The 24906-nt window shown below is 71.8% G+C and carries 25 protein-coding genes; 13 read left to right on the forward strand and 12 right to left on the reverse strand.

Annotated features, from left to right (window positions below):
• The first annotated feature begins 13 nt into the window (after positions 1-13).
• Positions 14-199: a hypothetical protein gene (locus ACWIHY_RS24780; RefSeq protein ID WP_454377863.1), complete on the forward strand. Its 186-nt coding sequence runs from the start codon at positions 14-16 to the stop codon at positions 197-199.
• A 66-nt stretch (positions 200-265) separates the two neighbouring features.
• Here ACWIHY_RS24780 and ACWIHY_RS24785 read toward each other — a convergent pair whose 3' ends face one another.
• From ACWIHY_RS24785 to ACWIHY_RS24800, 4 genes are read right to left on the reverse strand one after another with little or no spacing between them, the layout of a single operon-like run.
• On the reverse strand, positions 266-730 hold the full coding sequence (locus ACWIHY_RS24785) for a hypothetical protein (protein ID WP_454377864.1): 465 nt from the start codon (positions 728-730) through the stop codon (positions 266-268).
• A gap of 39 nt (positions 731-769) precedes the next feature.
• Positions 770-2191 carry a lipase maturation factor family protein gene (locus ACWIHY_RS24790; RefSeq protein WP_454377865.1) on the reverse strand — a complete coding sequence of 474 codons (1422 nt, stop codon included), beginning with the start codon at positions 2189-2191 and terminating at the stop codon, positions 770-772.
• 8 nt (positions 2192-2199) lie between these two features.
• Positions 2200-2721 (reverse strand): DUF1990 family protein, encoded by a 522-nt coding sequence (locus ACWIHY_RS24795; RefSeq protein ID WP_454377866.1) that lies wholly within the window; start codon positions 2719-2721, stop codon positions 2200-2202.
• On the reverse strand, positions 2718-3539 hold the full coding sequence (locus tag ACWIHY_RS24800) for a YndJ family protein (RefSeq protein ID WP_454377940.1): 822 nt from the start codon (positions 3537-3539) through the stop codon (positions 2718-2720). Before ACWIHY_RS24800 ends, ACWIHY_RS24795 begins: the two co-directional genes overlap by 4 nt.
• A 247-nt stretch (positions 3540-3786) precedes the next feature.
• On the opposite strand from ACWIHY_RS24800, the gene ACWIHY_RS24805 reads away from it, so the two are divergent.
• The 3 genes from ACWIHY_RS24805 to ACWIHY_RS24815 all read left to right on the forward strand — a co-directional run bounded on the left by ACWIHY_RS24805 (position 3787) and on the right by ACWIHY_RS24815 (position 8210).
• Entirely contained in the window at positions 3787-5880 is a 2094-nt protein-coding gene (locus ACWIHY_RS24805; protein WP_454377867.1) for a SpoIIE family protein phosphatase, read from the forward strand.
• Positions 5881-5994: 114 nt separating this feature from the next.
• On the forward strand, positions 5995-7335 hold the full coding sequence (locus tag ACWIHY_RS24810) for a wax ester/triacylglycerol synthase family O-acyltransferase (RefSeq protein WP_454377868.1): 1341 nt from the start codon (positions 5995-5997) through the stop codon (positions 7333-7335).
• Positions 7336-7349: 14 nt separating this feature from the next.
• Positions 7350-8210 (forward strand): Fpg/Nei family DNA glycosylase, encoded by an 861-nt coding sequence (locus ACWIHY_RS24815; protein ID WP_454377869.1) that lies wholly within the window; start codon positions 7350-7352, stop codon positions 8208-8210.
• Between the two features lie 8 nt (positions 8211-8218).
• Here ACWIHY_RS24815 and ACWIHY_RS24820 read toward each other — a convergent pair whose 3' ends face one another.
• On the reverse strand, positions 8219-8914 hold the full coding sequence (locus ACWIHY_RS24820) for a zf-HC2 domain-containing protein (protein ID WP_454377870.1): 696 nt from the start codon (positions 8912-8914) through the stop codon (positions 8219-8221).
• Between the two features lie 264 nt (positions 8915-9178).
• Between ACWIHY_RS24820 and ACWIHY_RS24825 the strand changes: the two genes are divergently transcribed.
• The 5 genes from ACWIHY_RS24825 to ACWIHY_RS24845 all read left to right on the forward strand — a co-directional run bounded on the left by ACWIHY_RS24825 (position 9179) and on the right by ACWIHY_RS24845 (position 13879).
• Positions 9179-9970 (forward strand): LytR/AlgR family response regulator transcription factor, encoded by a 792-nt coding sequence (locus ACWIHY_RS24825; RefSeq protein ID WP_454377871.1) that lies wholly within the window; start codon positions 9179-9181, stop codon positions 9968-9970.
• 160 nt (positions 9971-10130) lie between these two features.
• Positions 10131-10424, forward strand: a complete 294-nt coding sequence (locus ACWIHY_RS24830) for a hypothetical protein (protein ID WP_454377872.1) — start codon at positions 10131-10133, stop codon at positions 10422-10424.
• A 24-nt stretch (positions 10425-10448) separates the two neighbouring features.
• Entirely contained in the window at positions 10449-10862 is a 414-nt protein-coding gene (locus tag ACWIHY_RS24835) for a hypothetical protein (RefSeq protein ID WP_454377873.1), read from the forward strand.
• Complete coding sequence (locus tag ACWIHY_RS24840) at positions 10863-12608, forward strand: sodium/solute symporter (protein WP_454377874.1); 1746 nt, start codon at positions 10863-10865, stop codon at positions 12606-12608. It abuts the gene before it with no gap.
• Positions 12605-13879 carry a sensor histidine kinase gene (locus ACWIHY_RS24845; RefSeq protein WP_454377875.1) on the forward strand — a complete coding sequence of 425 codons (1275 nt, stop codon included), beginning with the start codon at positions 12605-12607 and terminating at the stop codon, positions 13877-13879. The genes ACWIHY_RS24840 and ACWIHY_RS24845 overlap by 4 nt, the downstream gene beginning before the upstream one ends.
• Here the strand turns inward: ACWIHY_RS24845 and ACWIHY_RS24850 are convergent.
• Positions 13855-14319: a hypothetical protein gene (locus ACWIHY_RS24850; RefSeq protein WP_454377941.1), complete on the reverse strand. Its 465-nt coding sequence runs from the start codon at positions 14317-14319 to the stop codon at positions 13855-13857. The genes ACWIHY_RS24845 and ACWIHY_RS24850 overlap by 25 nt on opposite strands.
• Positions 14320-14556: 237 nt before the next feature.
• Complete coding sequence (locus tag ACWIHY_RS24855; protein WP_454377876.1) at positions 14557-15099, reverse strand: sigma-70 family RNA polymerase sigma factor; 543 nt, start codon at positions 15097-15099, stop codon at positions 14557-14559.
• A 270-nt stretch (positions 15100-15369) separates the two neighbouring features.
• On the opposite strand from ACWIHY_RS24855, the gene ACWIHY_RS24860 reads away from it, so the two are divergent.
• Positions 15370-16545: a CapA family protein gene (locus ACWIHY_RS24860; RefSeq protein ID WP_454377877.1), complete on the forward strand. Its 1176-nt coding sequence runs from the start codon at positions 15370-15372 to the stop codon at positions 16543-16545.
• 100 nt (positions 16546-16645) lie between these two features.
• On the opposite strand, the gene ACWIHY_RS24865 is transcribed toward ACWIHY_RS24860, so the two are convergent.
• Positions 16646-18079, reverse strand: coding sequence for an amino acid permease (locus ACWIHY_RS24865; RefSeq protein ID WP_454377878.1), 1434 nt, complete (start codon positions 18077-18079; stop codon positions 16646-16648).
• 106 nt (positions 18080-18185) lie between these two features.
• A complete protein-coding gene (locus ACWIHY_RS24870) occupies positions 18186-18647 on the reverse strand; it encodes a universal stress protein (protein WP_454377879.1) in 462 nt (153 codons plus the stop codon).
• Between the two features lie 122 nt (positions 18648-18769).
• Between ACWIHY_RS24870 and ACWIHY_RS24875 the strand changes: the two genes are divergently transcribed.
• Positions 18770-19603 carry a polysaccharide deacetylase family protein gene (locus tag ACWIHY_RS24875; protein ID WP_454377880.1) on the forward strand — a complete coding sequence of 278 codons (834 nt, stop codon included), beginning with the start codon at positions 18770-18772 and terminating at the stop codon, positions 19601-19603.
• A gap of 57 nt (positions 19604-19660) precedes the next feature.
• On the opposite strand, the gene ACWIHY_RS24880 is transcribed toward ACWIHY_RS24875, so the two are convergent.
• Positions 19661-20320 (reverse strand): class F sortase, encoded by a 660-nt coding sequence (locus ACWIHY_RS24880; RefSeq protein WP_454377881.1) that lies wholly within the window; start codon positions 20318-20320, stop codon positions 19661-19663.
• Positions 20321-20642: 322 nt separating this feature from the next.
• Between ACWIHY_RS24880 and ACWIHY_RS24885 the strand changes: the two genes are divergently transcribed.
• The gene (locus ACWIHY_RS24885; RefSeq protein ID WP_454377882.1) at positions 20643-21128 is read left to right on the forward strand and encodes a hypothetical protein; all 486 of its coding nucleotides are present in this window, start codon (positions 20643-20645) and stop codon (positions 21126-21128) included.
• 103 nt (positions 21129-21231) lie between these two features.
• On the opposite strand, the gene ACWIHY_RS24890 is transcribed toward ACWIHY_RS24885, so the two are convergent.
• The gene (locus tag ACWIHY_RS24890) at positions 21232-21777 is read right to left on the reverse strand and encodes a hypothetical protein (protein ID WP_454377883.1); all 546 of its coding nucleotides are present in this window, start codon (positions 21775-21777) and stop codon (positions 21232-21234) included.
• A gap of 369 nt (positions 21778-22146) precedes the next feature.
• Positions 22147-22911: a bestrophin-like domain gene (locus tag ACWIHY_RS24895; protein ID WP_454377884.1), complete on the reverse strand. Its 765-nt coding sequence runs from the start codon at positions 22909-22911 to the stop codon at positions 22147-22149.
• Between the two features lie 784 nt (positions 22912-23695).
• Here ACWIHY_RS24895 and ACWIHY_RS24900 point away from each other — a divergent pair.
• Entirely contained in the window at positions 23696-24691 is a 996-nt protein-coding gene (locus ACWIHY_RS24900; protein ID WP_454377885.1) for an SCO0930 family lipoprotein, read from the forward strand.
• Positions 24692-24906: the final 215 nt, after the last annotated feature.

Raw genomic sequence — 24906 nt, forward strand, 5'->3', positions numbered from 1 at the left:
AAAGGAGTGCGCGGTGACGCCAGAAATGACAAAGCAGGACAAGCGTTCGCATGAACGTGGTGAACGGGCCGGTCAGCCCCGCCGCCGGAGGCCCGACGAACTGGGCAGCCTCGAGGTGTGGTCGCGCTCGGCCCCCATCCGGCTGGCCGGGTACGAGGACGACCTCGCGGAGCCGCACATCCTGCCGGGGATCGACTGAGCGAACTGAGCGCGACGGCGTCCCCCCTGCCGGGCCGACACGGCCCGGCAGGGGGGACGCCGTCCGTCAGCGGGGGCTGACGGCGGCCGGGGGCTCCACCTCCAGGAAGCGCCGCCGGCGCGGCCCCCGGTACAGCAGGGCCGTCCAGCCGAGGCGGCCGAGCTCGGCGGCACACCCGGTCAGCGCCTCCTGCTCCTCCTGGGCCGCGCCGCTGCCCGGCGGGCCGAGCCACTCCACGCGGGCCGTCCCGGGACGCTCGCCCGCGCCGACGCGATAGCCGGTCGCGATCCGCGCACCGGCCTCGTCGACGGCGGAAGGCGCGATGCCCGCAGCCTCCAGCGCCAGGGCGACGGACCGCACCACCTGGTTGATCTCCCACGCCGCGGGGACGGCCTGCGGATCGACGGTGCCCGTGTTGGCCAGGCGCCGGATCTGCATCAGCCCCTCGAAGGCGACCCGCACCTCGGCGGCCCGCCGGCTGCCGGGCGCCGGCCCGTCGCCGGTGGCGGCTTCGAACGCTCCCGCCGTCATCCCCCGCCTCCCCGTACCCCGGATGGACGGCCGATTCTGTCAGGGCGACGCCCTGCGGGCGAGAGCCGTCGGCGGCCGGAAGTCGCGCACGAGCGTGCGGTGCCACCACGCGCCGGTGTCCCGCAGTTCGCGCCAGGTGGTGAAGCGGTAGCGGTAGACACGGGCCCGGACATGAGTGGGCGGGGCGCCGGGGAAGGGGTTCTCGCGCAGCAGCCGCAGCGTGGCGGGGTCGCCCGTCAGCAGCCGCTCCAGGAACGGATCGAACCAGGCGTACGCATAGGCGGGCGAGAGCGCCGCGAACCACATCATCCAGTCGAGGCGCAGATGGTACGGCGCGAACTGGCGCGGCAGTCGGCGCGGGTCGCCTGGCTTGCCCTTGAACTCGTACGCGCGCCACACCGTGCCCCGGTGCACCACAGGTTCGTCCGTACCCTCGACGACGATCTCCTGCCGGACGCGGCTGATACTGCCGAACGCTCCGTACGCGTTGACCAGGTGGAGCGGGTCGTACGAGCGGTTCATCGCCTGGCGGCGCGAGAACAGATTTCGGGCGGGCCGGTAGCTCAGGGCGAGCAGCAGCGCCGTGACGGCGATGACCAGCACCTCGTACCAGAGCGGGGGAGCGGGAAGGGCCGGAGCGGTGACCCACGGCGAGAAGTCGACGGCCGAGAGCGCCAGGACGATCGTCAGCCAGTTCAGCCAGGCGAAATTGCCGGAGAGCACCAGCCACAGCTGGGTCAGGATCATCACGCCGGCCGCCGCGCTCGCGACCGGCTGGGGGGTGAAGAGCAGTACGGGCACCAGCAGTTGGGTCACGTGGTTGGCCGCCACCTCCACCCGGTGCAGCGGCTTCGGCAGATGGTGGAAGAACCAGCTCAGCGGGCCCGGCATCGGCTGTGTCTCGTGGTGGAACTCCAGGCAGGTCAGCTTCCGCCAGCAGAGGTCGCCGCGCAGTTTGATCAGCCCGGCGCCGAACTCCACCCGGAACAGCACCCAGCGCAGCAGCCACAGCACCAGCACGGGCGGGGCGGTGCGCTCGTTGCCGAGGAAGACCGCGAGGAAACCGGCCTCCAGGAGCAGGGACTCCCAGCCGAAGGAGTACCAGGTCTGCCCGACATTGACGATCGACAGGTACAGCGCCCACAGGACCGCCCACATCAGCATCGCGGTCCACAGCGGCAGTTGGTCCGCCGCGCCCGCCGCCAGCGCCGCCGCGAGCAGCACCCCCGTCCACGCGCACCCCGCGAAGAAGCGGTCCGAGTAGTGGAGCCGGAAGAGCGTCGGAGTCTGGCGCCAGGGCACCCGCCGGAGATACGCGGGCACAGGGAGGATGCCCCGGGAACCGATCAGTGCCCGGAACTGCAGGGCCGCGGCGAGAAACGCGACCAGGTACACGGCGGCCAGAGCCCGCTGGAAGACCAGCCGGCTCAGCCAGTAGTCGGTCGCGGCGAACCACTCCATCACGCCCATTATCGGCGTGCGGGCGCCTCCGCGGCGATCCGCCGCAGGGTCCTGCCGAGGCGCCGGGCGTACCAGTGCTGACAGGCGGGCACGACGGGTCCGGCGAGCCGGGTGTACCAGCGGCCCGCGCGGCTGAACGCGGTGACGGTGAACCACACGGTCCCGTCGTCCGCACGTTCCACGACGAACGACTCCTCGCCGAGCTCCGGATGCCGGCCGGTCGTCCCGTACGCGAATCCGATCCTGTCGTTCTCGTACGCCGTCCACACCACCTCGCACGGTGCGGCCACCCGCAGCGGCCCGACGCCGAGCGAACACTCGACGGCCACGCCGGGCGCCGCCCGTACCGCGTCCGCCCGTACCTTCACGCCCGACTCCCGGTGCAGCCGCCAGGTGGTCACCGCCGCGCCCGCCGTTTCGAAGGCGGCGCGGCCGGTGCCCACGGGCACGCGGTGGCGCAGGTGGTGGTAGCCGGCGGGCAGGGTGTCCTGCCGGGTGGCGCCGGTCTCGGGGTAGTTCAGCCTGCTCATACGGTGCTCTCCTCGAGTCGTCGCCAGGCCAGCACCGCGCACAGTGCGAAGCCCAGCGCGTTGCCCAGGCCGTGGGTCGCGGCCATCCAGGTCAGGTTGGGGTGGGGGATGCCGGTCGCTTCGCCGAGCGCCCAGCTGAGGGCCAGCAGCATCGTCGCGACGAGGACGGCGGCCGAGACGGCGAGCAGGGTGCGGGTCGTCCGGTCCTGGCGGTCGTCGCGTACGTCCTGCCAGGTCAGCAGCGCCACCGCCCACATGCCCGCGGTGAGCACGAGCGCTCCGGCGAGCTCGGCCCAGTCGTCGACGAAGTACCCGGCGAGGACCAGGAGCGTGCCGAGCGGCACGCTCAGGGCCGCGAACCGGCCCGCCGACCGGTCCGCGGCCGTCCGGCACACCAGGCCCGCCACCAGCGCGGCGGCGAAGCCGGCGAAGTGGAAGTGCGGCACGGTGAGCGCGAGGATCTCGAGGTCGAAGCCGAAAAGCTCGTGTCCGGAACGCTCGGCGACCAGCGCGAGCCCCGCGACCGACGGCGTGGCGAACGCGGTGAGCACCGCGATCTCGGCCGGGGCGAGGGAGCGCGTACGGGCCAGCCGCGCCGGGGCGTGCAGCGCGAGAGCGACCGTTCCGGCGGCGTACACCGCGGCGAGCGCGGTCGCGGCCGGGCCGCGTGGCAGCCACAGGGCGACGGCACCGGGCGCCGCGAGCAGCGGCCACAGCCGCCGGAGGCGGCTGAGCCCCGGTGAAGCGACGAGACGCAGTCCCACGGGGACGATGACGAGCATCCCCAGCATGACGATCAGGTTGACCAGCACGGACACCGCGAAACCCCCAGAGTTGAACATGTTCAATTCAATCCTGGCCCGACCCTACGGCGTTTCTTGAACGCGTTCAAGTCTTCGTTCTCCGTAGGAGGCCGAGGAGGGGCCGGGCGCCGCGCCGCCGGAGGGTCGCCGCGTGCGCTGACGCGGGGAGGGTTCACCCGCGCACTGTATGGAAATGGCTGCTGTTCTCAAGCGTGTCCCCGCCCCGCATGCGCGCGCCGTTGGGTGCGCCTAGCGTGATCCCATGGACGCGGGCGCAGGGGGTGGAGAGGCGGCGGAGTACTGCGCCTGCTGGGAGCGGGAGGAGGGCGTGGCCTGCTGCTTTTTCGACGTGTACGGATCCGAGCTGGGCCTCGGGGGATTCGACTGGGACCTCGACAGCGGCCTCATGCGGATGGACGATTCCGCCCTTGCCGTGTTCGATCTGCGCCGCGACGAGTACTCCGGCCGTCCGGAGGAGCTCGGCGTGCACGTGCCGCCCAGCGAGGGTGCCCGCCTCGACTCCCTCGTCTCCGAGGCGCTGAAGAGCGGCAGCGTCACGTACGGCGCCTACTTCCGCATCCGCTGCCGCGACGGGACCCTGCGCTGGACCCACACCCAGGGCTGCGTTCGCCGCGACGCCACCGGCCGGCCGCGCCGCATCATCGGCATCGTCCGCGACGCCACCCAAGAACTCGCCGACTCCACCGACCGGCTCGAACACGACGCGGAGAGGCGCCGCCGGACCAGCGTGGTCCAGGGCACCACGGCCGCCCTGGCCCACGCGCGCACCGTGAAGGACGTCATCGACGTACTCAACGACTCGCAGGGACTGGAGAACCTCGGGGCGACCAGTCTGGTGGTGGGACTGGTCGAAGCGGGCCGCATCCATCTCGTCGCCGACGGCCCCGACGGCTCGTTCGTGCCCGGCACGCGCTACACGCGCATCGACGAGCAGTACCCGATGAGCGAGGTGGTCCGTACCCTCGCTCCCCGCTTCATCGAGTCGCCGGAGGACTTCGCCACCTCCTACCCCGTCCTGTGGCCGCACATCAGGAGTCTCGGCATCACCTCCGCTGCCTATCTGCCCCTGATCGCCCAGGCCCGCCCAATCGGCGCGCTCGGTCTGCTCTACAGCGACCGGATCGGGTTCACGTCGGACGAACGCAACGTCCTGATCGCGCTGGGCAGCAGCATCGCGCAGAGCCTCCAGCGGGCCATGCTCTTCGAGCAGGACAAGGACCTGGCCGAAGGCCTCCAGCAGGCCATGCTGCCGCGCCGCATCCCCAACGTCCCCGGCGCGCAGATCGCCGTCCGCTACCGCTCGGCCCGCCTCGGCCGCGACATCGGCGGCGACTGGTACGACGTGATCGCGCTGCCCAACGGACGCGTGGGCGCGGTCATCGGCGACGTACAGGGCCACGACACGCACGCCGCCGCCGTCATGGGACAGCTGCGCATCGTGCTGCGCGCGTACGCCGCCGAGGGGCACACCCCGGCCACGGTGATGGCCCGCGCGTCCGTCTTCCTCGACGAGCTGGACACCGACCGCTTCGCCACCTGCACCTACGCGGAGACCGACCTGACCACCGGCGTGGTCCAGCTGGTACGGGCCGGGCACATCGACCCGCTCGTGCGGCACGTCGACGGCACGTGCCGCCGGCTGCCCGCCGCCGGCGGCATGCCGCTGGGCCTCTCCGCGGAGTTCGGGCAGCTCGACTACCCCGTCACGACCGTCGAACTCGACCCCGGCCAGACGCTGCTGCTGTGCACCGACGGGCTCGTGGAGCTGCCCGGCGCCGACCTCGACGACGGCATGCAAATGCTGTCCGCCCTGGTCCGCGACGGGCCCCGCGACCTCCAGGAGCTGGCCGACAAGCTCTGCGAAGTGGTCGACGAGCGGGGCGGCCAGGACGATGTGGCGCTGCTGCTCCTGCGTCGCAAGGGCGCGGAGGTACCGCAGACCGGCGGGCGGCTCCAGCAGCATGTCGCGCAGAACGATCCCGAAGCGCTCAGCTCCGCGCGGCACATGGTCCGTGCGGCGGTACGGGCCTGGGGCGCCCGGGAGCGGGCGGACGAGATCGAGCTGGCCGCCGACGAGCTGATGACCAACGCCCTGATGCACACGGACGGCGGGGCCATCATCACCGCCCGCGTGCTGGCGGGGGCGCAGCGCAGGCTGCGGATCGAGGTCGAGGACCGCTCCAGCGCGCTGCCGCGCCGCCGGGAGGCGGGGGAGTCCGGTGTCTCGGGGCGGGGGCTCATGCTGGTCGACCGGCTGGCGGACGTCTGGGGCGTGGAGTCGCGGGGGAGCGGCAAGTGCGTCTGGTGCGAGTTCATCGTGCCCGACCGACTTTGAACACTGCTGACCGTACCGTTCGGTAACGGTGTGTGGTCCTTACATACTTGACCGTAACCGAACGTTCGGGATTGACTGCGGCTCTCCACCGGCCTCCGACGACGTGAGGGCTCATTGAGCACGGAGCTTCTGGCACCTCTTGATCTGGCGTTCTGGCACCTCGAATCCACCGAACACCCCATGCATCTCGGCGCGCTCGCCTTCTTCGAAGGGGACGAGGAGGCCGACGGCGACCGTGTCGCGAAGCTGCTCGCCGAGCGCGCCACCGCGATCCCCCGGCTGAGAATGCGCGTACGCACCGTCTGGCTGCCCATCGGCGGGGCCGCCTGGTCCACGGCCAAGAACTTCGACGTACGCCGCCACGTCCGGCAGATCCGGCTCCCCGACGGCGACTTCGCGGCTCACGCCACCGAGATCGCCGGGGAGCTGATGGAACAGCCGCTCGAACGCGGTCTGCCGCCCTGGGAGATGTACGTCCTGACCGCGGCCGGCTCCGGCACCTTCGCCGTACTCGTCAAGCTGCACCACGCCCTCGCCGACGGCATGCGCGCCGTCGCCATCGGCGCCGGCATCTTCGACCAGATCGCGGGCGCCGGCGCGGCGGGCGCCCGGCGGGAGCGCAGCGTGCCGCCCCGGTCCTGGCTGCCGGGCCCGCACCAGGTCGTCGGCTTCGCCCGCGACCGGATCGAGGAAGTGGGGCGGGCCGTCGGCATCGGCGCGTCCGTGATGCGGGCCAGCAGGTTCGACCTGTGGGGAGCGAGCGCCTTCGCGGCGGGGTCCAGCGGCACGCGGCGGCTCGGCACCGCCGTGCTCGGCCTCGACGACGTCATGAGGATCCGCAGGGTGGCGGGCGGCACGGCGAACGACGTGCTGCTCGCCGTCGTCGCGGGCGGTCTGCGCCGGTGGATGCTGGAGCGCGGCGAACAGCTGCCCGTCGCGGACCCGCGCGCCCTGGTGCCGGTCTCCCGGCGCCGCCCCGGCGGCGCTGCGGCCTCCGGCAACAAACTGTCGGCGTACCTGGTCGGCCTGCCCGTCTCGGAGGCCGACGCCTGGGCGCGGCTCACGTCGGTGCGCCGGGCCATGGACCGCAGCAAGGCCGATGGGCCGGGGCGCGGCGCCGGTGCGGTGGCGGTCCTCGCCGACCACCTTCCGCCGCTCGCCCACCGGTTCGGCGCACCGCTCGCGGGCAGCGCGGCCAGGATGCTCTTCGACGTACTCGTGACGAGCGTGCCGTTGCCCCGCTCCACTCTCTCGCTGGGCGGCAGCCCTCTGGGCGCGATCTACCCGATGGCGCCGCTGGCCCGTGGCCAGTCCCTGGCCGTCGCCCTGACGACGTACGGCGGCCAGGTGCACGTCGGTCTTGTCGCGGACGCCAAGGCGGTCCCCGACCTGGACCGGCTGGCCGGGAGCATGACCGACGAGCTGGCAGCCCTGCTGCGGGCCGCCACGGGCTGAGGCACGCTGGGAACGTGCCTGAGCTGCCGGAAGTCGAAGCGCTGAGAGAGTTCCTCGACGAACACCTGGTCCGCCGGGAGATCGCACGGGTCGTCCCGGCCGCGGTCAGTGTCCTCAAGACGTACGACCCGCCGCCCTCCGCCCTGGAGGGCGCCGCGGTCACCTCGGTCGGCCGCCACGGCAAGTTCCTCGACATCGCCGCGGGCGGTCTGCACCTGGTGACCCACCTCGCCCGGGCGGGCTGGCTCCGCTGGAGGGACGACCTGCCGGCCGAACCGCCGCGCCCCGGGAAGGGGCCCCTCGCGCTGCGCGTCGCCCTGGCCGACGGCGCGGGTTTCGACCTGACGGAGGCCGGCACGAAGAAGAGCCTCGCCGTCTACGTGGTACGTGACCCCGCCGATGTGCCGGGCATCGCCCGGCTCGGCCCCGACCCGCTCGCCGACGGATTCGGTCGCGAGCGGTTCGCCGAGCTGCTGCACGGGGAACGGCGCCAGCTCAAGGGCGCGCTGCGCGACCAGAGCCTGATCGCCGGGATCGGCAACGCGTACAGCGACGAGATCCTGCACGCGGCGAAGATGTCGCCCTTCAAGCCCGTCGCGCACCTGACCGACGAAGAGATCACGACGCTGTACGAGGCGATGCGCGCCACCCTCGGCGAGGCCGTCGAGCGCTCGCGCGGGCTGGCCGCGGGCCGGCTGAAGGCGGAGAAGAGGAGCGGGCTGCGCGTGCACGGCCGAACCGGGGAAGCGTGTCCGGTCTGCGGCGACACCGTCCGCGAAGTGTCGTTCAGCGACTCGTCCTTGCAGTACTGCCCGACCTGCCAGACGGGCGGCAAGCCGCTCGCGGACCGCAGACTGTCGCGGCTGCTCAAATAGCGTCCGGGTTACGCCTTGATCGTCACGAGGCGCTTTCCGTCGAGCGTGCGCACCTCGAAGCGGTCGATCTCGGCGCCGCTCAGCGCCGCGCCGCCCTCGGTGCGCAGCGGTTCCTCGTGGCCCTCGACACCCGGCATCCCGTACCCCCCCGGCGGTACCGCCCAGGTGGTGACCGTCTGCTCCTCACCGTCCTTGCCGACGGCGACCAGCTCGCAGGCCAGTGGTCCTTCGACCCGTGCGAGTTCGAGCCCCACCCCCGAGCCCCAGCCGCGCTCCTGGAGCGCGACCGACGCCGAGACACCCGAGGCCGGGTCCGTCGCGGCGTACCGCTGCACCGTACCGCCGCCGTCCGCACCGGCCCGCGCCTGAAGGCCCAGCGCCGCGACCGGACCGGCGATGATCAGCGCCGCCGCCGCGGCGACCAGCCGCAAGCGGCGCCTGCCGCGGCGCCGGCGCCCCGCGTCCACCCCGGCGAGCAGCCGGTCCAGAAGTGCGGGTGCGGGGCGTTGAGGCAGCAGCACCTCCACGCCCCCGCCGGGATGGGCGTACGCGGCCAGCGCCGACTCCAGTCCGGCGAACTCGCTGAGCCGCACGGCGCACGTCGCGCAGTCGGCCAGATGTTCCTCGAAGCGGAACGATTCCGCTGGATCGAGGACGCCGAGCGCGTACGCGCCGACGTCCCGATGCCGCTGGTACGGGCTCATGGGGCAATTCCTAGGGGTCTCGCGTGGTTCGTGGGGTAACCGACGGGTCATCCTCAGATACGCAATCCACGGGGTTTCTGCTCACGCAAAGAGGCGATGCGGCCGGATTGCCGTGTGGCGGGCGGTTCTTGTGGGGCGCCCGGCGCTCCGCGCGGAACGGGACGGCCCGGCGGCGGGCCACGACACCGACCGAAGCCGCCCTCACCGCACTGGCCTGCCCGACCGTATGTCCAGGTCACCCCGCCTGCTCCTACACTCCCCACCATGTTGCGTGCACTGGCTGTCGACGACGAGCGACCGGCGCTGGAGGAACTCCTCTACCTGCTGCGTGCCGACCCCCGGGTCCGGAGCGCCGAAGGAGCCACCGACGCCACCGGGACCCTCCGCCGGATCAACCGCGCCCTCGACGCGGGCCCCGGCGGCGAGGACGCCATCGATGTCGTCTTCCTCGACATCCACATGGCCGGACTCACCGGCCTCGACATCGCCCGGCTCCTCGCCGGATTCGCCCGCCCGCCGCTCATCGTCTTCGTCACCGCCCACGAGGGGTTCGCCGTCCAGGCCTTCGACCTCAAGGCCGTCGACTACGTGCTCAAGCCCGTGCGCCGGGAACGCCTGGCCGAAGCGGTGCGCCGCGTCTGCGACCAGGTCGAAGCGAGCCCCGCACCAACGGTCGGCTTCCCGACGGCCTCCTCGCCCGGCGTGCTGCCGCAGAGCGCCGCCGCCGACCAGATCCCCGTCGAACTCGGCGGCGTCACCCGCTTCATCCCGATCGACGACATCGCGTACGTCGAGGCGCAGGGCGACTACGCCCGTCTCCATACGCACGCCGGCAGCCACCTTGTACGGATACCGCTCTCCACCCTGGAGGAGCGCTGGGCCACCCGCGGATTCGTCCGGATCCACCGGCGTCACCTCGTCGCCCTCGGCCGCATCGACGAACTGAGGCTGGACGCGGGGGCGACGACCGTGCGGGTCGGAGCCGCCGAACTCGCGGTGAGCCGCCGCCACGCGCGCGAGCTCCGCGACCTGCTGATGCGCCGCGCGCGCGGCTGACCGACGACGGCGGACGCCGCTGCCCGGCCGACCGCTGACCCGGCCCGGGCCGCCGTTCGCCGCCGTACACCTGCCGCTCGCCGCACCTGATCCGCGCACGGCCGTGCGGCCCCCGCGCGCCGCCTACGCTCGGTCGGGCCACCCGTCACAAGGAGCCCGGATGTCCGAACTCGAGGCACTGCTGGAGGAACTCCGCAGGCTGCCGCCGGCCCGGCCGTCCGACGCGCGCGACCTCGAAGCGCTGCTGACCGGGATCAAGAGCGCGGCGGGCCGCTGGGCCGATGTGCTGTACGAAGTGCGGGAGGCGGCACAGCGCATCGCGGGCCCGCGCACCGCCGCCGCCCTGGAGATCGCCTTCCGCAGGGCCGAGGAGTCGTACGTCGAGCTGGAATTCGCGCTGGACGACTGCGGCGGAAGCGGCCGAAAGCCCGGGCGGGGGCCCTACCCGGCGTAATCAGCGCTGCGTAGACTCGCGCCGATGTCCGCAGATCAGCCGTCCTCGGCGCAGCCGTCCCCGGGCCGTCCGCCGCGCCGCGAGACCGTCACCGGCGTACCCCGCAGCGCCCGGCGCCCTCCGGGGCACGCACCGGCGCGGTCCGAGATCACCGAGCAGACGACCCTGGGGGCGACGTACGTGCGCTCCCTGATGCGCAGCCAGCTGCGGACCGCGCTGATCTCGCTGGGCGCGCTCGCCCTGCTCGTCGGGTCGCTGCCGCTGCTGTTCTCGCTCCCGGAGGTCTTCACCGCCTCCGACCTGCCGTCGCCCGGGCCCTTCGTCTGGGCCGTGCTCGGCGTGGCGGTCTACCCGGTCATGTGGCTGATCGCCCGCTGGTACGTCCGGCGCGCGGAGCGGGGCGAGCGCGCGTTCAGCAAGCTCGTCGAAGGACGCTGAGTGAACCAGGCGTACGCGGTGGCCGCCGTCACCGTCGTCGTGCTCGCCACCGTGCTCATCGGCGCGCTCGGCCTGCGCATTTCCCGCACCACCTCCGACTTCTACGTGGCGTCCCGCAGCGTCAAGCCGGGCCTGAACGCCGCCGCCATCAGCGGCGAGTACCTCTCCGCCGCCTCCTTCCTCGGCGTTGCGGGCCTGGTCCTCCTCCAGGGCCCCGAAATGCTCTGGTACCCCGTCGGTTACACCGCCGGATATCTCGTACTCCTCGTCCTCGTCGCGGCCCCGCTGCGCCGCTCGGGGGCCTACACCCTCTCCGACTTCGCCGAGGCCCGGCTCGAATCGCCGCAGGTCCGCAGGCTCGCCAGCCTCTTCGTGGTCGGCATCGGGTGGCTCTACCTGCTGCCCCAGCTCCAGGGCGCGGGCCTGACACTGGAGATCCTCACCGGCGCACCCGACTGGGTCGGCGGACTCGTCGTGGCGCTCGTCGTGACGGGGGCGGTGGCAGCCGGCGGGATGCGCAGCATCACCTTCGTGCAGGCCTTCCAGTACTGGCTCAAGCTCACCGCACTGCTCGTGCCCGCGCTGTTCCTCGTCGTCGCCTGGCTGGGGGACGACGCGCCGCGCGCCAGGTTCGCGGAGCCCGCGACCTTCCGCGAGCACACCGTCGTACGGATCGACGACACCGTACGCATCGACCTCGTCCGGCCGCTGCGTGTCACCGTGTCCGGCACCGTCGACGCCCGCCGCCACGACCGCGAGCCGGTCGCGCTCGACGCGGGCGTTCACCTTGTCGGCGCGGGCACGGAGCTGGGCTTTCCCCCACACGCCCAAGTCCCGGAGAAGGCCGGCGTCGAGCGGACGGGCGCGTCCAGCTGGTCCCAGCCGCTGGCCAGCAGCCGTGAGGAGCATCCGCTGTACGCGACGTACGGACTGATCCTCGCCACGTTCCTCGGCACCATGGGGCTGCCGCATGTCGCCGTGCGCTTCTACACCAGCCCCAACGGCACCGCCGCGCGCCGCACCACCCTGGTCGTGCTCGGGCTGATCGGCGCCTTCTACCTGCTGCCCCCGGTGTACGGGGCGCTCGGCCGGATCTACGCCCCCGAGCTGTCCCTCACCGGAGAGGCGGACGCGGCGGTTCTCGTCCTGCCCGACCGCATGATCGGCGGGGTCGGCGGAGATCTGCTGGGGGCGCTGCTCGCCGGCGGCGCTTTCGCGGCGTTCCTGTCCACCGCGTCGGGGCTGACCATGTCGGTCGCGGGCGTCCTCACCCAGGACGTCCTCCCGTCCCGCGGCGTACGGCACTTCAGGCTCGCCACCGTCCTCGCGATGGCGGTCCCGCTGGCGCTGAGCATCGTGACGGTCAACGTGCCGGTCGCCGACGCCGTCGGCCTGGCCTTCGCGGTGTCCGCCTCCTCCTTCTGCCCGCTGCTCGTGCTCGGCATCTGGTGGCGGGGGCTCACGCCGCCGGGCGCGGTGGCGGGGCTCGTCGTGGGGGGCGGGGCCGCGCTGACCGCAGTGATGGCGACCAGGGCGGGACTGCCGGCCGGGGGCTGGTCGCACTCGCTGCTGGCCTGGCCCGCCGTCTGGTCGGTGCCGCTCGGGTTTCTGACGATGGTGCTGGTGTCGCTGGCGACGCGGGACCGCATACCCGCCGGGACCGCCGCCACCCTGGCCCGGCTCCACCTGCCGGAGGATCTGATGGTGAAGGACGGCGCCGGAGTGAGCGGGGGAGCGGGGCGATGACCGGAATCGAGATCGCGGCGGTGGCCGCCGCCGGCGCCGTACTCCTCGCCGCGGGGGTCGTCCTCGGCCGCGTCACCGCCCGCCACGGGCGCGGCGGGGACCTCGACCTCGGTACGCCCGTCGAGCACGCCACCTTCCACACCCTGCACACCGCCTCGCTCGCCGCACCGCCGCTGCGCGCGGGTCTGACCGAGGACACCGCCCGCAAGGCCGCCCGCCGGCTGCGCTCCCTGCTCGGGACCGAGGCACTGTGCCTCACCGACCGCGAGAGCGTGCTCGCCTGGGACGGGCCGGGCGGCGGGCACCACGGCGAGCCGGTGATGCGCCGGGTACGGGAGATGCTCGACTCCGGGCGGAGCCAGAGCGTACGCACCGACTGCGACGACCTTCAGTGCCCGCTGCGATGGGTCGTGATCGCGCCGCTGACCGGTGAGGAGGGTGTGCTGGGCGCGCTGGTGGCGTACGGGTCCCGGGAGTCGGCGGTACTGGTGCGAGCCGCGACCGAGGTGGCCCGCTGGGTGTCCGTACAACTGGAACTGGCCGAGCTGGACCGCTCACGCACCCGGCTGATCGAGGCGGAGATCCGCGCCCTGCGGGCCCAGATTTCGCCACACTTCATCTTCAACTCGCTGGCCGCGATCGCCTCGTTCGTGCGCACCGATCCCGAGCGTGCCCGCGAACTGCTCCTGGAATTCGCCGACTTCACCCGCTACTCCTTCCGCAGGCACGGCGATTTCACCAACCTCGCCGACGAACTGCGCTCCATCGAGCAGTACCTGGCGCTGGCGGGAGCCCGCTTCGGCGACCGACTGAAGGTGACCCTCCAGGTCGCCCCCGAGGTGTTGCCGGTCGCGCTGCCCTTCCTCTGTCTCCAGCCGCTCGTGGAGAACGCCGTCAAGCACGGACTCGAGGACTCCACGAGCGAGTTCAAGGTCACCATCGCCGCACGGGACGCCGGCGCCGAGGCCGTGGTCGTCATCGAGGACAACGGCGTCGGCATGGACCCGGAGCGGCTGCGGCGGATCCTCGCGGGCGAGCACACCACCTCGTCGGGCATCGGTCTGTCCAATGTCGACGACCGGCTGCGGCAGGTGTACGGGGACGACTACGGGCTCGTGATCGAGACAGGGGTGGGGGCGGGCATGAAGATCACGCTGCGGTTCCCCAAGTACCGGGCGGGAGTGCACTCCTCGGCGCCCGCCGGGCGTGAACGCGACCGTGACCGGGGCCGCGACCCCGACGGCGATCAGAAGAGGTGGATGGCGAGGTGACCGAGGGGCAGCCCCAGCTGCCAGGCCGGCGTCCACACCTTCTCGCTCTCGTCCACGCCGAGATCCGCCGCCTGGTGCCAGGGGACGGCCCCGCCGAGGTCCGCGGCGAGGAGTTCCGTGCCGCTGAGCCAGCGCCATGACGCCAGGGCCAGTTCGAGATCCGGGCCGATCTCCTCGTCGCGGCGGCCGGCGGTGGTGGTGCGATCGGCGAGTCGTTCCCGTACCCAGGTCTCCCAGGGGTGGCCGTAGGTGGTGAGCGAGAGCCACTCGTCGAGGCTGGAGATGACGCGGATGCCGGACAGCTCGTCGGCGCTGTCGGACAGATAGATGGTGAGCGCGAGCGTCTCCCGGCCCGCCCGGAACTCGATCGTGCCGGGCGGAATCAGATTGCCCGTACGGAGCAGTTCGTCGGCGATGTACTCGGCGTACAGCCAAGCCATCGGTACCGCGAGCCTGCCTCCGCTGGTGCCATTCGTACTCTCGGGCAGCACAGCACTCCACCTTCTCCCGGACTGATCTGTTCAGTGTTTCTTCGGGGCACCGCCGAGCCTTCACTCTCAGAGACGCACAGCGTGCCTTCTTTACTCAACTGGACGCTGTGGTTTCGAAATCGGCCTGCTCTGCACGGGTACGGAGGGTGAAGATCTGACGTGCGGGGCGGGTGGTACGAGGGTGCCTCAGGCGGCGTCGCGACCGTAGCCGGGAAGCACCTTCCGCAGCGCGCGCAGAGCATAGTACGTACGGGACTTGACCGTGCCCGCCGGTATGCCGAGCGCTTCGGACGCCTCCGCCACGGAACGGCCGCGGAAGTAGACCTGGGTCAGTACCTCGCGGTGCTCGCCGGGCAGCGCCTCGACGGCCTGGCGGACGTCGAGAGCGGTGACCGACCGTTCCACGTGGTCGTCGAAGAACGCGGAGTGTTCCAGGACGTCGTCGCCGACCTCGTGGGGCCTGGCCCGGCGGGCGCGCCGGGCGTCGATCGCCAGCCTGCGGCCCACCGTGAAGAGCCAGGGGCGCATCGAGTCGTGGTCGCTCGCCAGCGCCTCCGGGTGCTGCCAGGCCCGTACCAGCGTCTCCTGGAGGAGGTCCTCCGCGCGCTGCCTGTCCCCGTATGTGAGGCCCAGGAGGAAGCCGAGGAGTGCCTTGCCGTGCTCGCGCTGGAGGTCGGCGATGGCTCGTTCGTCGGTGTGCTGCTTGAGGGAGGAAGCGGAGGAAGTCACCGTTGACGCCCCTTCGGGAGACCGGGTTGCCGATGGCCGGACGGCGGCGAAGATATCCGCCGCCCGCCCGGTGCGCGGCTGTGCGGGACGCGGCGGCCGAACGGGCGGCAGGGCCGTGCGGTGAGCGGTCGAACGGTGCGACGAATGGTGCGACGAACGGTCGAATTCGCGCGTCCGTTCCGGTGACAGGAACGGCCGCGTCCCTTGACTTGCCCCCGACCAGGTAAGGATTGATTTCAGTAAAAGTCATACAAACTGAAAGTCGGTCTGATGGTGAAGCGAAAACTGCAAGGGGCGGCGGCCATGGCCGTCCTGCTGCTCGAAAGCGTTATCGCCTGCACCGGACCGCCCGCTGAGCCCTCGCCGCCCGGCTCCGTCGGCCCGGCCGAGCAGGCCGCGGGCGGGCGCGAGCAGCGGGGCTTCACCCTCGTCGCGTCGGGCGACGTACTGCCGCACGCGTCGATCATCCGGCAGGCCACCGCGGACGCGGGCGGCAGCGGCTACGACTTCGCCCCCATGCTCGCGGGCGCGAAGCCGGTGGTCTCCACGGCGGATCTGGCGATCTGCCACATGGAGACGGTGTACGGCGCCGAGGGGGGCCCGTACACCGGCTACCCCAACTTCAAGTCGCCTCCCGAGGTGGCCAAGGGGCTGAGCGCCACGGGATACGACTCCTGCTCCACCGCCTCGAACCACAGCCTCGACGCCGGGGCGGACGGGATCGACAGGACGCTCGACACGCTCGACAAGGCCGGCATCCGGCACGTGGGCTCGGCCCGGACCAAGGCCGATTCGGGGGAACCGGCGTGGCTGAACGGGGGCAGCGCCAAGGTGGCCCAGCTCGCGTACACGTACGGCACCAACGGCTATCCGCTGCCGGAGGGAAGGCCGTGGGCGGTGAACCTCATCGACCAGGAGAAGATCGTCGCCGACGCGAGGGCGGCGCGGAAGGCGGGCGCCGACGTGGTCGTCGTCTCGCTGCACTGGGGCACGGAGTGGCAGGACGCGCCCGACGAGCAGCAACTGCGGCTGGGCAAGGCCCTGACGGCGTCGAAAACCGGTGACCGCCCCGACATCGACCTGATCATCGGCACGCACGCGCATGTCCCGCAGGCGTACGAGAAGGTCAACGGCACCTGGGTCGTCTACGGCATGGGCGACCAGATCGCCGGCCCGATGGTCAACCACTCGGGCGCGCACGACGCACGCGGCAACCAGGGCACGATCGGCCGCTTCACCTTCGCGCCGCCGGAGCGGGAGGGGCAGCGGTGGCAGGTGAGCAAGGCGGAGTTCATCCCGCAGTGGTTCGACACGGAGGCGGGGCGCGTGGTCCACCTCAACACGGCGGCCGAGGGGGGCGCGGACCACGGATCTGTCCGGGACCGGATCAGGGACGTCGTGCTGAGCCGGAGGGCGGGGGAGGAGGGCCTGGTGATGGGCCGGTAGTCCCGGCCCCGCCCTGCTCTTCCTGCCCGGTTCAGGAAGGGGCTGTTCCGCTGCCGGCCGCTTCCCGAACCGGGGCCCCGCCCGACGACCGCCCCGGGCGTTACTCCTTGCCACCCGTGTCAGCCCTCGGCGTCTTCGCCAGCGCCGACTTCCGGTACGAGTAGCCGAAGTAGATGACCAGGCCGAGGGCGAACCACACCGCGAAGCGGAGCCACGTCTCCCACGCCAGGTAGGTGATCAGCCAGATCGAGGCCACCACCCCGATCGCCGGCACCAACGGCATGCCCGGCGTGCGGAAGCTGCGCGGCAGATCCGGCTTCCGGTAGCGCAATACGATCACCGCGGTGCACACCACGGCGAACGCCAGCAGGATGCCGATATTGGTCAGTTCGGCAGCCTCGCCGATCGGCAGGAACCCGGCGATCAGCGCCGACGCGACCCCCACGATCCAGGTCACCCGGACCGGCACATGCCGCGTCGGGTGCGTCTTGGCGAACCAGTGGGGCAGCAGCCCGTCGCGGCTCATCGAGAACCACACGCGCGTCACGCCCAGCATGAACGTGAACATGACGGTGAGGATGCCGATGATGGCACCCACCGCGATCACATCCGCGAGCGCGTCGAGCCCCACCGACTGGAACGCCGTCGAGAAGCCGCTCTCCGGGTCGATCTCCGTGTAGTTCTGCATGCCGGTGAGCACCAGGGTGGCGAGCACGTACAGCACCATCGAGATCGCGAGCGAGTACATGATCGCCTTCGGCATGTGGCGCTGCGCGTCCTTGGACTCCTCTGCCGCCGTCGACATGGCGTCGTACCCGAAGACCGCGAAGAACACCGTCGCCGCACCGGTGAAGGCGCCGCCGACCCCGAAGGGGAAGAAGGGGCTGTAGTTGCTGGTGTTGATGTGGAAGAAACCGACCACGATCACGACGAGCACGACCAGGACCTTCAGCACCACTACGACCGTTTCGAAGCGCGCCGCGCTCTTGATGCCCAGCGTCAGCAGATACGCGATGAACATGCACAGCACAGCCGCGAACAGATCGACCCGGTGGCCGTCTCCGGTACCGGGCGCTCCCAGCATCCAGTCGGGCAGCCCGGCGCCCAGGTCCTCGAGCAGGAAGTTGAAGTAGCCGGAGATGCCGATCGCGACCACCGCCACGATCGCCGTGTACTCCAGCAGCAGGTCCCACCCGATGAACCAGCCCGCCAGTTCACCGAGGACCACATAGCCGTAGGTGTACGCCGAACCGGCCTTCGGGATCATGCCCGCGAACTCGGCGTAGGAGAAGGCCGCCGCCGCGCTCGCCACGCCCGCGATGAGGAAGGAGATGAGGACGGCGGGGCCGGCCGTGCCGTTCGCGACCGTACCGGCAAGGGTGAAGATGCCCGCGCCGATGATGCCGCCGACGCCGATCGCGGTGAGCTGCCAGAGACCGAGGGTTCTGGTCAGCTGCTCGCTGGCGTCCCCCTCCTCGATCTGTTCGATGGGCTTGCGGCGCAGTACGCCCTGTCCCGTCCAGAGTCCGGCCATGAGTCATTCCTCCGCAGACGACTGTCGGCTGATGGCGGCTCATGATGGCCCAGACGCGGGTACGACGAAAGGCGACGTACGCCAAGTGGCGCCCTCGCCGCCGGGCCTACGGCACGACCGTGACCGGCCAGCGCCCGGCCTTCACCAGGCGCAGTGCCACCGAGCCGATGAACCGGTGGCCCGCCGACTCCGACGCCCCGACGACCACGGCGTCCGCCTTGAGCTCGTCCGCCGCGGTCACGAGGCCGTTGTACGGGTCGCCGCGGAAGGTGTGGAACTCCCAGCGCACCTCGAAGGTGCCCTTCGTCCGCTCCGCCGCGGTACGCACCTCCGCCATCAGTTCCTCGGCGATCTCCTCGGTCGTCCCCGCCATAGGCAACCCGAGGGAGGCTCCCGCCGGCATCAGCGGCTGTACGTACACCAGAGCCAGCAGCGCGTTCTGCCGTCGGGCGAGGCCGGCCGCGTAGGCGACGGCCCGCAACGAGGAATCCGATCCGTCCAGGCCGGCGACGATCACCTTGGGGCCGTCGGTGCCGCGTTCGAACTGATGGCGTCGCTGCTCTGTCACAGCAGCGAGGCTATCCGGCACCGACCGGCTCGTCCCATTGGGTACTTCGGCCCCCGCCCCCGGTGTGGGTCGGGTCCGGCGGGCTTCGGCCGTGCGAGCTATAAGTCATGAAAAACGATCAGATGTCTCCAGGACGCCGGACGATGCTGCGCCTCGCCGTCTGTCTCGGAGCCACCACCGCCGTACGGTTCTTCGGCGCCGACCCCGCCCAGACGCCGGGACGCTACCCGTCGGGGCCGCCCCCGGCGGCCGGGCCGCAGGCCGGTGCGCCGGTCAGGGTCTCGGCGTACCGGCTGCGGCCGATGACGGCGTACACCCCGCCCAGGTTCAGGCCCGCCAGGCCGCCGGTGCGGCGCAGGCCCTTCCTGCGCATGGCAGGGGTCGACCGCAGCATGGTGCTGACCTTCGACGACGGGCCCGACCCGCGCTACACCCCGGACATCCTGCGCACGCTGCGGCGCTACGACGCACGCGCGATGTTCTTCGTGTGCGGGGAGATGGCGGTCGAGAACCGGGACCTGCTCCGGGAGATGGCCGAGGACGGCCATGTCGTCGGCAACCACACCTGGTCGCATCCGCTGATTCCGCGCCTGTCCCCGGCCGGTATCCGCGCCGAGCTGGGGCGTACGAGCGACGTCGTCGAGCGGACCGTCGGGCACGCGCCGGTCTGGTACCGGGCACCGTACGGAGCCTGGAACCGCCGCTCGTTCGAGATCGGCGCGGAGCTGGGCATGGAGCCGCTGGGCTGGACCGTCGACACGCTCGACTGGCGCGAGCCGGGCACCGGGGCCATCGTCCGCCGGGTGCGTTCCGGCGCCGGCCCCGGCGTCGTCGTGCTCTCCCACGACGCGGGGGGCAACCGGCGGCAGAGCGTGGAGGCGCTGCGTACGTATCTGCCGGAGCTGCTCGACGAGGGGTACAGGATCACGGTGCCGAGCACCGCGCGGCGTGAGTGAGAGCACCACCGGAACGCCCCTGCCCGCACGCCTTCCTGGTCTCCGGCCGCCGTCCGTTCAGCGAGTGGCGACCAGGCGGGCGAAGACGACGACGTTGCCGGCGTAGCCGTTCGCACTGGAGTAACCGCCGCCGCAGGTGATCACGCGGAGTTCCGGCCTGCCCAGGTCCCCGTAGACCCGGGGGCCGGGGAATTCCTCCTTCGAGAAGACCTCGACGCCGTAGACCTCGAAGACGGCGGCGCGGTCGTCGTAGCGCTCCACCTCGATGCGGTGGCCCTTCTTGAGTGAACCCAGGTTGTAGAACACGGCGGGGCCCACCGCGTTGTCGACATGACCGACGATCACCGAGGTGCCCCGCTGGCCGGGGGCGATGCCGTTCTGGTACCAGCCCGCGAGGTTGGGGTCCTGCGGCGACGGGGCCTCGACCCAGCCCTCCGCGTCGAGCCCCACGTCCACGATGGGCGCGTTGACGCGGATGTCGGGGAGACGGATGCGGGAGGCGGGGGCATGCGGCAGGGGCCGCGCGGAGGTGTGCGGGGTCCGGGCGCCGGCGACCTCCGTGTGGCTGTCCAGGGCGGCGGCCGACGCGGGCTGCGGGGGGCCGAGGGACACGTCGGCGCCGTTGCGCATGAGCGCGAGGCCAGTGAGCATGACGAGGGCCAGGACCCCCCACGGCGAGCGTTTTCTCGGCTCGGAGCCGTTGTACTCCTGGCCCATGGCTCTCCCTTCGACGCGTCTGTACGGACGCTAAGTGCGCGGGGTGGGGGCTGCGAGACGTGAGGGGCGAACGGGTGGCGCGGTGTCCGCACGCGGAACCATGCCGTGACCCATCCGGGTAACTCGTCGTACAAGATATCTGACGGTCTGTGACCTGCGGCTCCGTCAGATCCGGACGCGCCGCACCGGCGTGTCGTCTCACCGGGGTGGACCAGCCCGAAATGCGGTAATCGCGGGGCGCGGTGAGTGTTCGTCATGGGAGGCGTTCTCGTCGATCTTCCCGGAGCACCGCTCCGGGGCGCCGTCCCGTGGAGGTTCTACGATGCGTGTTTCACGCGCCTGCCTGGTGACCGCGACGGCCCTTGCGGCGGTCGGACTCGTCGCCCCCACTGCCACCGCCACCAACGGCCCGCGCAACGTCAATGTCAACCCGTTCTCGGTCCACCAGGGCGGGGTGCTGACGGTCAGCGCCTCGGGGTGCGGCCATGGCGGCACCGTGACGTCCAACGCCTTCCAGCGGCCCGCCCACCTTCCGGCGAGCGACACCACGTCGTTCGCCACCGCCAAGATCAAGCACGACGCCACACCCGGCCACTACAACCTGGCCGTCAAGTGCAACGACAACCGGCTGGTGGCGACCCATCAGTTCACCGTTCTCGCCGGCCGGGGCGCGCGCGGCGGTGTCGGCGGGTCGCTCGGCCCTTCCGACACGGAGATGCAGGTCGGCGGCGGGCTCGTCGCCGCTGCGGCCATCGGCGGTGGCCTCTTCATCGCGCGCAGACGCCGCCTGAACCGCAGCGAGGTCTGATCGCCCGGCTGCCCGCAGGCCGTGCTCGCGTGAACGCCCGTCGCCCCGCGTCCTTACGAGGACGCGGGGCAACGGGCGTACGGGGCCGAGCCGCTCCGGCTGGTCAGTGCTGGCGGCTGCTGCGTCGCCGCAGCACGAACACCACTCCACCGGCGGCCGCGACGACCAGCGCCGCACCGGCCGCTATCTCCCCGGCGTCGATCCCACCCTGACTGCCGCCCACACCGCCCCTGGCGGGTCCGGCGGGGGAACTGGTGGCGGTGGCCGTGGTGGTGGTCGTGACGGTCGGGGTGGGCGTCGGCCGGGAGTCGCCGGCGATGGTGAGCTGCGAGGTGCCCTGCCGGCCGTCTTCCAGGCAGGTGTACGTCACCGTGTACATGGCCCCACGTTTCGCGTCCCAGTCGACGGTGGCTGTCGCCGTGTCGCCCCGGGGAACCGTGACGGTGTCGAACACGGACGAGGACGCTTCCGCGTCACTGGAGCATCCCGAGACGAACAGGGTGACCTGTCCGCCCGCGGCGATGGTGGAAGGGGTCGCGGTGCCGACCACCGCCGGTGCCTTGCCGTCGACAGCCGAGGCGGCAGGGGCGGTGAGTGAGAGAGCGGCGAGGCCGAGCGCGGCGGCCGATGTCACACGTATCGCGCGCATGGACAATCCTCCGGGTCCTCGAGGAGCAGCGGCGGAATTTTTATCCACACATGGCAGGAAATGCACCTCGATATCCCGAACGCTAGGAGCGGCGACGGCGCCGCGCGATCACAGTCGCGCAAATGGGGTATCGGCGTACGCCGCCCGGCGCACCGGCATCAGCCGTCACACCGGGCCGATGCGCGGCTTCAGCGACGATCCGGCACCGCGGCCGCAGCCCTGGCAGCCCTTGACGCGCAAGGGGCACACGGCCGCGGCGACCCTCCAGCGCGACCGCGTCGAGATCAGGCGAAGCCGCCTGGGCCGACTCGGCGGGAGCCGGGACACGGTCGCCCCAGCCGCCGCGCCGGCCGTCGTGTCTTCGCGGAACTACTTCGCCGCGTTCGGGAACAGGTCCACGAAGGGGCCGGCGGTGGCTGACAGGCCGCGGCCGAACGGGGCGTCGAAGTCCCAGATGAGGAAGAGCAGGAACGCGATCAGGGCGCTGTAGAGACCGGCCAGCAGCAGCTCACGGCCCGTGCGGCGGATCTGGAGGGTGAAGATCAGGCCCACCGCGACCAGGGCCCCGGTGATCAGGCCGAACCACACCACCCCGGGCATGGTCGCCTCCGCGCCCTGGCCCCGGGCGCCCCGCGCGTCGTCCACGGTGGCCACCTGATCGACCAGTGGCTGGTAGGCCTGGCCCTCGTGGTCCGTTTTCGGTACGTAGTCGGTGACGTCGCGGCGCAGCTGGTCGAGGAGTTCGGTGCCCCGCTCGGTGAGGCTGCCGTGGTCGGCCATGTGGCGCCATTCCGTGTTGACGACGTACGCGGCGTACGCGTCGACATCGCCACGGATACGGGCCCGGACCTCGGAGGGGTAGACCTCCGAGCGGACCCTGACCTCGTGCAGGGCCTGGGCCTCCTGGCGTACGGACTCCTGGGCGGCGCTGCGGCCCTCCCAGACGCCCGCGATGGCGAGGCCGAGGACGATCGCGTAGACCACGCCGATCATCATCGTCATGTACTCGATGACGTCCGGGGTCTCGGACGGGTCGTCGTCATCGCCGACGCGGCGGTGGTTGATGACCGTGATGGTGAGGACGACCGCGCAGGCGGACGCCATCGCGATGCTCAGGACGAGCCATTCCGACATGGGTATCTCCGTCGGCTATCGGGAGCGTGGGCGCAGTACGGCGGCGGCGAATACCGCGGGGGCCGTGACCAGGAGGGTGAGGGAGACCAGGGACGGACCGTTCTGCGGCTCCTTGCGGGTGGCCTTGCGGTACACGGGGATGGCGACCGGCGCCGGCGAGGGAGGTTTCGGCCGGGCGGACGGGGTGGGCTTGGGGGTGGGAGACGGCTTGGGCGCGGGGGCCGGCGGCGGGAGGGGCGCCGGCAGTGGTGGAGGAGGCGGAGGGGGCGGTTCGGGTGCGGCGGGAGGCGGCGGAGGTGGCGGCGGTGGAGGAGGCGGGGGAGGTGGCGGGGGAGGTGGCGGTGGCGCCGGAGTGGGAGCCGGCGGGGGCTTCGGCTTCGGGCCCGCCGTGCAGATCGCGCTTCCGCCCACGGCGACCGCCGAGCCCGACGACATCTCACCGCTGCGTGAGATGGAGGAGTACGAACAGTTGTCGGCCGCGGCCGGTGCGGGGCTCAGCAGCAGCCAGCTCAGGGTGACGGCGGCCAACAGGCGTCCTGGGAGCGGAGAGTGCACGTCCGGGAGCATGGTCCCGGCGCGTCCCCGCCACGCCACCATCCGGTCCAATTCGCCTGATGGGCGGGACTTTCCCGGCTTTGCGTTTGGGACCGGGGCGGGCGGGGCCCGAAGGTCGTGGGGAAATTTCTGCGAACGCGTTGAACACCGGGGCACCTCCGGCCCGTACCTAGGACCATGAGCGACGCACTTGAGCGTCGCAACACACCCTCGGTGCACAGGAGTCGACATGAAGACCTGGCGGAACGTCTCGCTCGCGGTGACGGCGGCGGCTGTGATGGCGCTGACGACGGCGTGCGGTCAGGACCAAGCGACCGAGTCCCCCAACGGTCAGGCCGTGGGCAACGCCAACCCCGCGCAGCAGCCCGCCGACAGCGGCTACGGCTCGGACAAGGGCGGCTACGGTGACGACGCCGCCGGCGGTGGCGCGGAGCCCAAGGCCGCAGGACAACTCGCCGTCTGGGACAGCAAGAAGCTCGGCAAGGTGCTGACCGACAGCGAGGGCTTCACGCTCTACCGGTTCGACAAGGACACCGTCAGTCCGCCGAAGTCGAATTGCGAGGGCGACTGTGCGAAGGCATGGCCGGTCGTGCTCGCGGGTGACGCCACGGCGGCCCCCGGTACGGACGCCTCGGCGCTCGGCGAGATCACCAGGGCCGACGGCACCAAGCAGCTCACCGTGGGCGGCTGGCCCATGTACCGCTTCGCCAAGGACGCCAAGCCCGGTGACGCCAAGGGCCAGGGCGTCGGCGGCACCTGGTTCGCCTCTGCCCCCGACGGCAAGAAGGCCGCTGTGGGCGCGGCCGGCGGCGACGATGCCGAGGCCGGCGGCGGTGAGGCGGACGAAGCCGAGAAGCCCGACCTCGCGGGGATGTCCGTACGCAAGGACCCCAAGCTCGGTGACATCGTCGTGGACTCCGAGGGCATGACGGTCTACCGGTTCGAGAAGGACTCGGCCTGGCCCATGAAGACGGCCTGCACCGGTGCCTGCCTCGACAAGTGGCCGGTCGTCCCGCCGGTCGAGAAGAACGACACGGAAGGCATCCTCAAGAAGGGCTTCGTCGTCTTCGACCGCCCCGACGGAGTCAAGCAGCAGACGATCGACTGCTGGCCCGTCTACACCTTCTCGGGCGACGCGAAGCCGGGCGACACCAACGGTCAGGGTGTCGGCGGCACGTGGTACGCGGTCTCGCCCGAGGGCAAGATGGTCGGCGCGCCCAAGTAGGTCCGACAGCGTCCCCACGCTGTGGCGCCCGGCCCAGGCCGGCCCGTCCCTCCGCCCCGCGCGGGAGGGGCGGGCCGGCCGTCTTTGCCGCACATGCCTGCGGCGTGTGACCGAGAACGGACCGCCAATTTCCGTTTTTGCTCGCTCTGATGCCTGCCGATCAGTAGCCTCGGCTCGAACACCGGTCTTGCTCATGACCGGTCGTCCCGTGGCGA

It is taken from the genome of Streptomyces sp. NPDC055287, from assembly GCF_053646035.1.

What these genes read in the sequence shown, in the direction of transcription:
- ACWIHY_RS24785 (WP_454377864.1), bottom strand. Translation starts at nt 730, where the DNA reads ATGACGGCGGGAGCGTTCGAAGCCGCCACCGGCGACGGGCCGGCGCCC.
- ACWIHY_RS24790 (WP_454377865.1), bottom strand. Translation starts at nt 2,191, where the DNA reads ATGGAGTGGTTCGCCGCGACCGACTACTGGCTGAGCCGGCTGGTCTTC.
- ACWIHY_RS24795 (WP_454377866.1), bottom strand. Translation starts at nt 2,721, where the DNA reads ATGAGCAGGCTGAACTACCCCGAGACCGGCGCCACCCGGCAGGACACC.
- ACWIHY_RS24805 (WP_454377867.1), top strand. Translation starts at nt 3,787, where the DNA reads ATGGACGCGGGCGCAGGGGGTGGAGAGGCGGCGGAGTACTGCGCCTGC.
- ACWIHY_RS24820 (WP_454377870.1), bottom strand. Translation starts at nt 8,914, where the DNA reads ATGAGCCCGTACCAGCGGCATCGGGACGTCGGCGCGTACGCGCTCGGC.
- ACWIHY_RS24825 (WP_454377871.1), top strand. Translation starts at nt 9,179, where the DNA reads ATGTTGCGTGCACTGGCTGTCGACGACGAGCGACCGGCGCTGGAGGAA.
- ACWIHY_RS24830 (WP_454377872.1), top strand. Translation starts at nt 10,131, where the DNA reads ATGTCCGAACTCGAGGCACTGCTGGAGGAACTCCGCAGGCTGCCGCCG.
- ACWIHY_RS24835 (WP_454377873.1), top strand. Translation starts at nt 10,449, where the DNA reads ATGTCCGCAGATCAGCCGTCCTCGGCGCAGCCGTCCCCGGGCCGTCCG.
- ACWIHY_RS24845 (WP_454377875.1), top strand. Translation starts at nt 12,605, where the DNA reads ATGACCGGAATCGAGATCGCGGCGGTGGCCGCCGCCGGCGCCGTACTC.
- ACWIHY_RS24850 (WP_454377941.1), bottom strand. Translation starts at nt 14,319, where the DNA reads ATGGCTTGGCTGTACGCCGAGTACATCGCCGACGAACTGCTCCGTACG.
- ACWIHY_RS24860 (WP_454377877.1), top strand. Translation starts at nt 15,370, where the DNA reads ATGGTGAAGCGAAAACTGCAAGGGGCGGCGGCCATGGCCGTCCTGCTG.
- ACWIHY_RS24865 (WP_454377878.1), bottom strand. Translation starts at nt 18,079, where the DNA reads ATGGCCGGACTCTGGACGGGACAGGGCGTACTGCGCCGCAAGCCCATC.
- ACWIHY_RS24875 (WP_454377880.1), top strand. Translation starts at nt 18,770, where the DNA reads ATGTCTCCAGGACGCCGGACGATGCTGCGCCTCGCCGTCTGTCTCGGA.
- ACWIHY_RS24880 (WP_454377881.1), bottom strand. Translation starts at nt 20,320, where the DNA reads ATGGGCCAGGAGTACAACGGCTCCGAGCCGAGAAAACGCTCGCCGTGG.
- ACWIHY_RS24885 (WP_454377882.1), top strand. Translation starts at nt 20,643, where the DNA reads ATGCGTGTTTCACGCGCCTGCCTGGTGACCGCGACGGCCCTTGCGGCG.
- ACWIHY_RS24890 (WP_454377883.1), bottom strand. Translation starts at nt 21,777, where the DNA reads ATGCGCGCGATACGTGTGACATCGGCCGCCGCGCTCGGCCTCGCCGCT.
- ACWIHY_RS24895 (WP_454377884.1), bottom strand. Translation starts at nt 22,911, where the DNA reads ATGTCGGAATGGCTCGTCCTGAGCATCGCGATGGCGTCCGCCTGCGCG.
- ACWIHY_RS24900 (WP_454377885.1), top strand. Translation starts at nt 23,696, where the DNA reads ATGAAGACCTGGCGGAACGTCTCGCTCGCGGTGACGGCGGCGGCTGTG.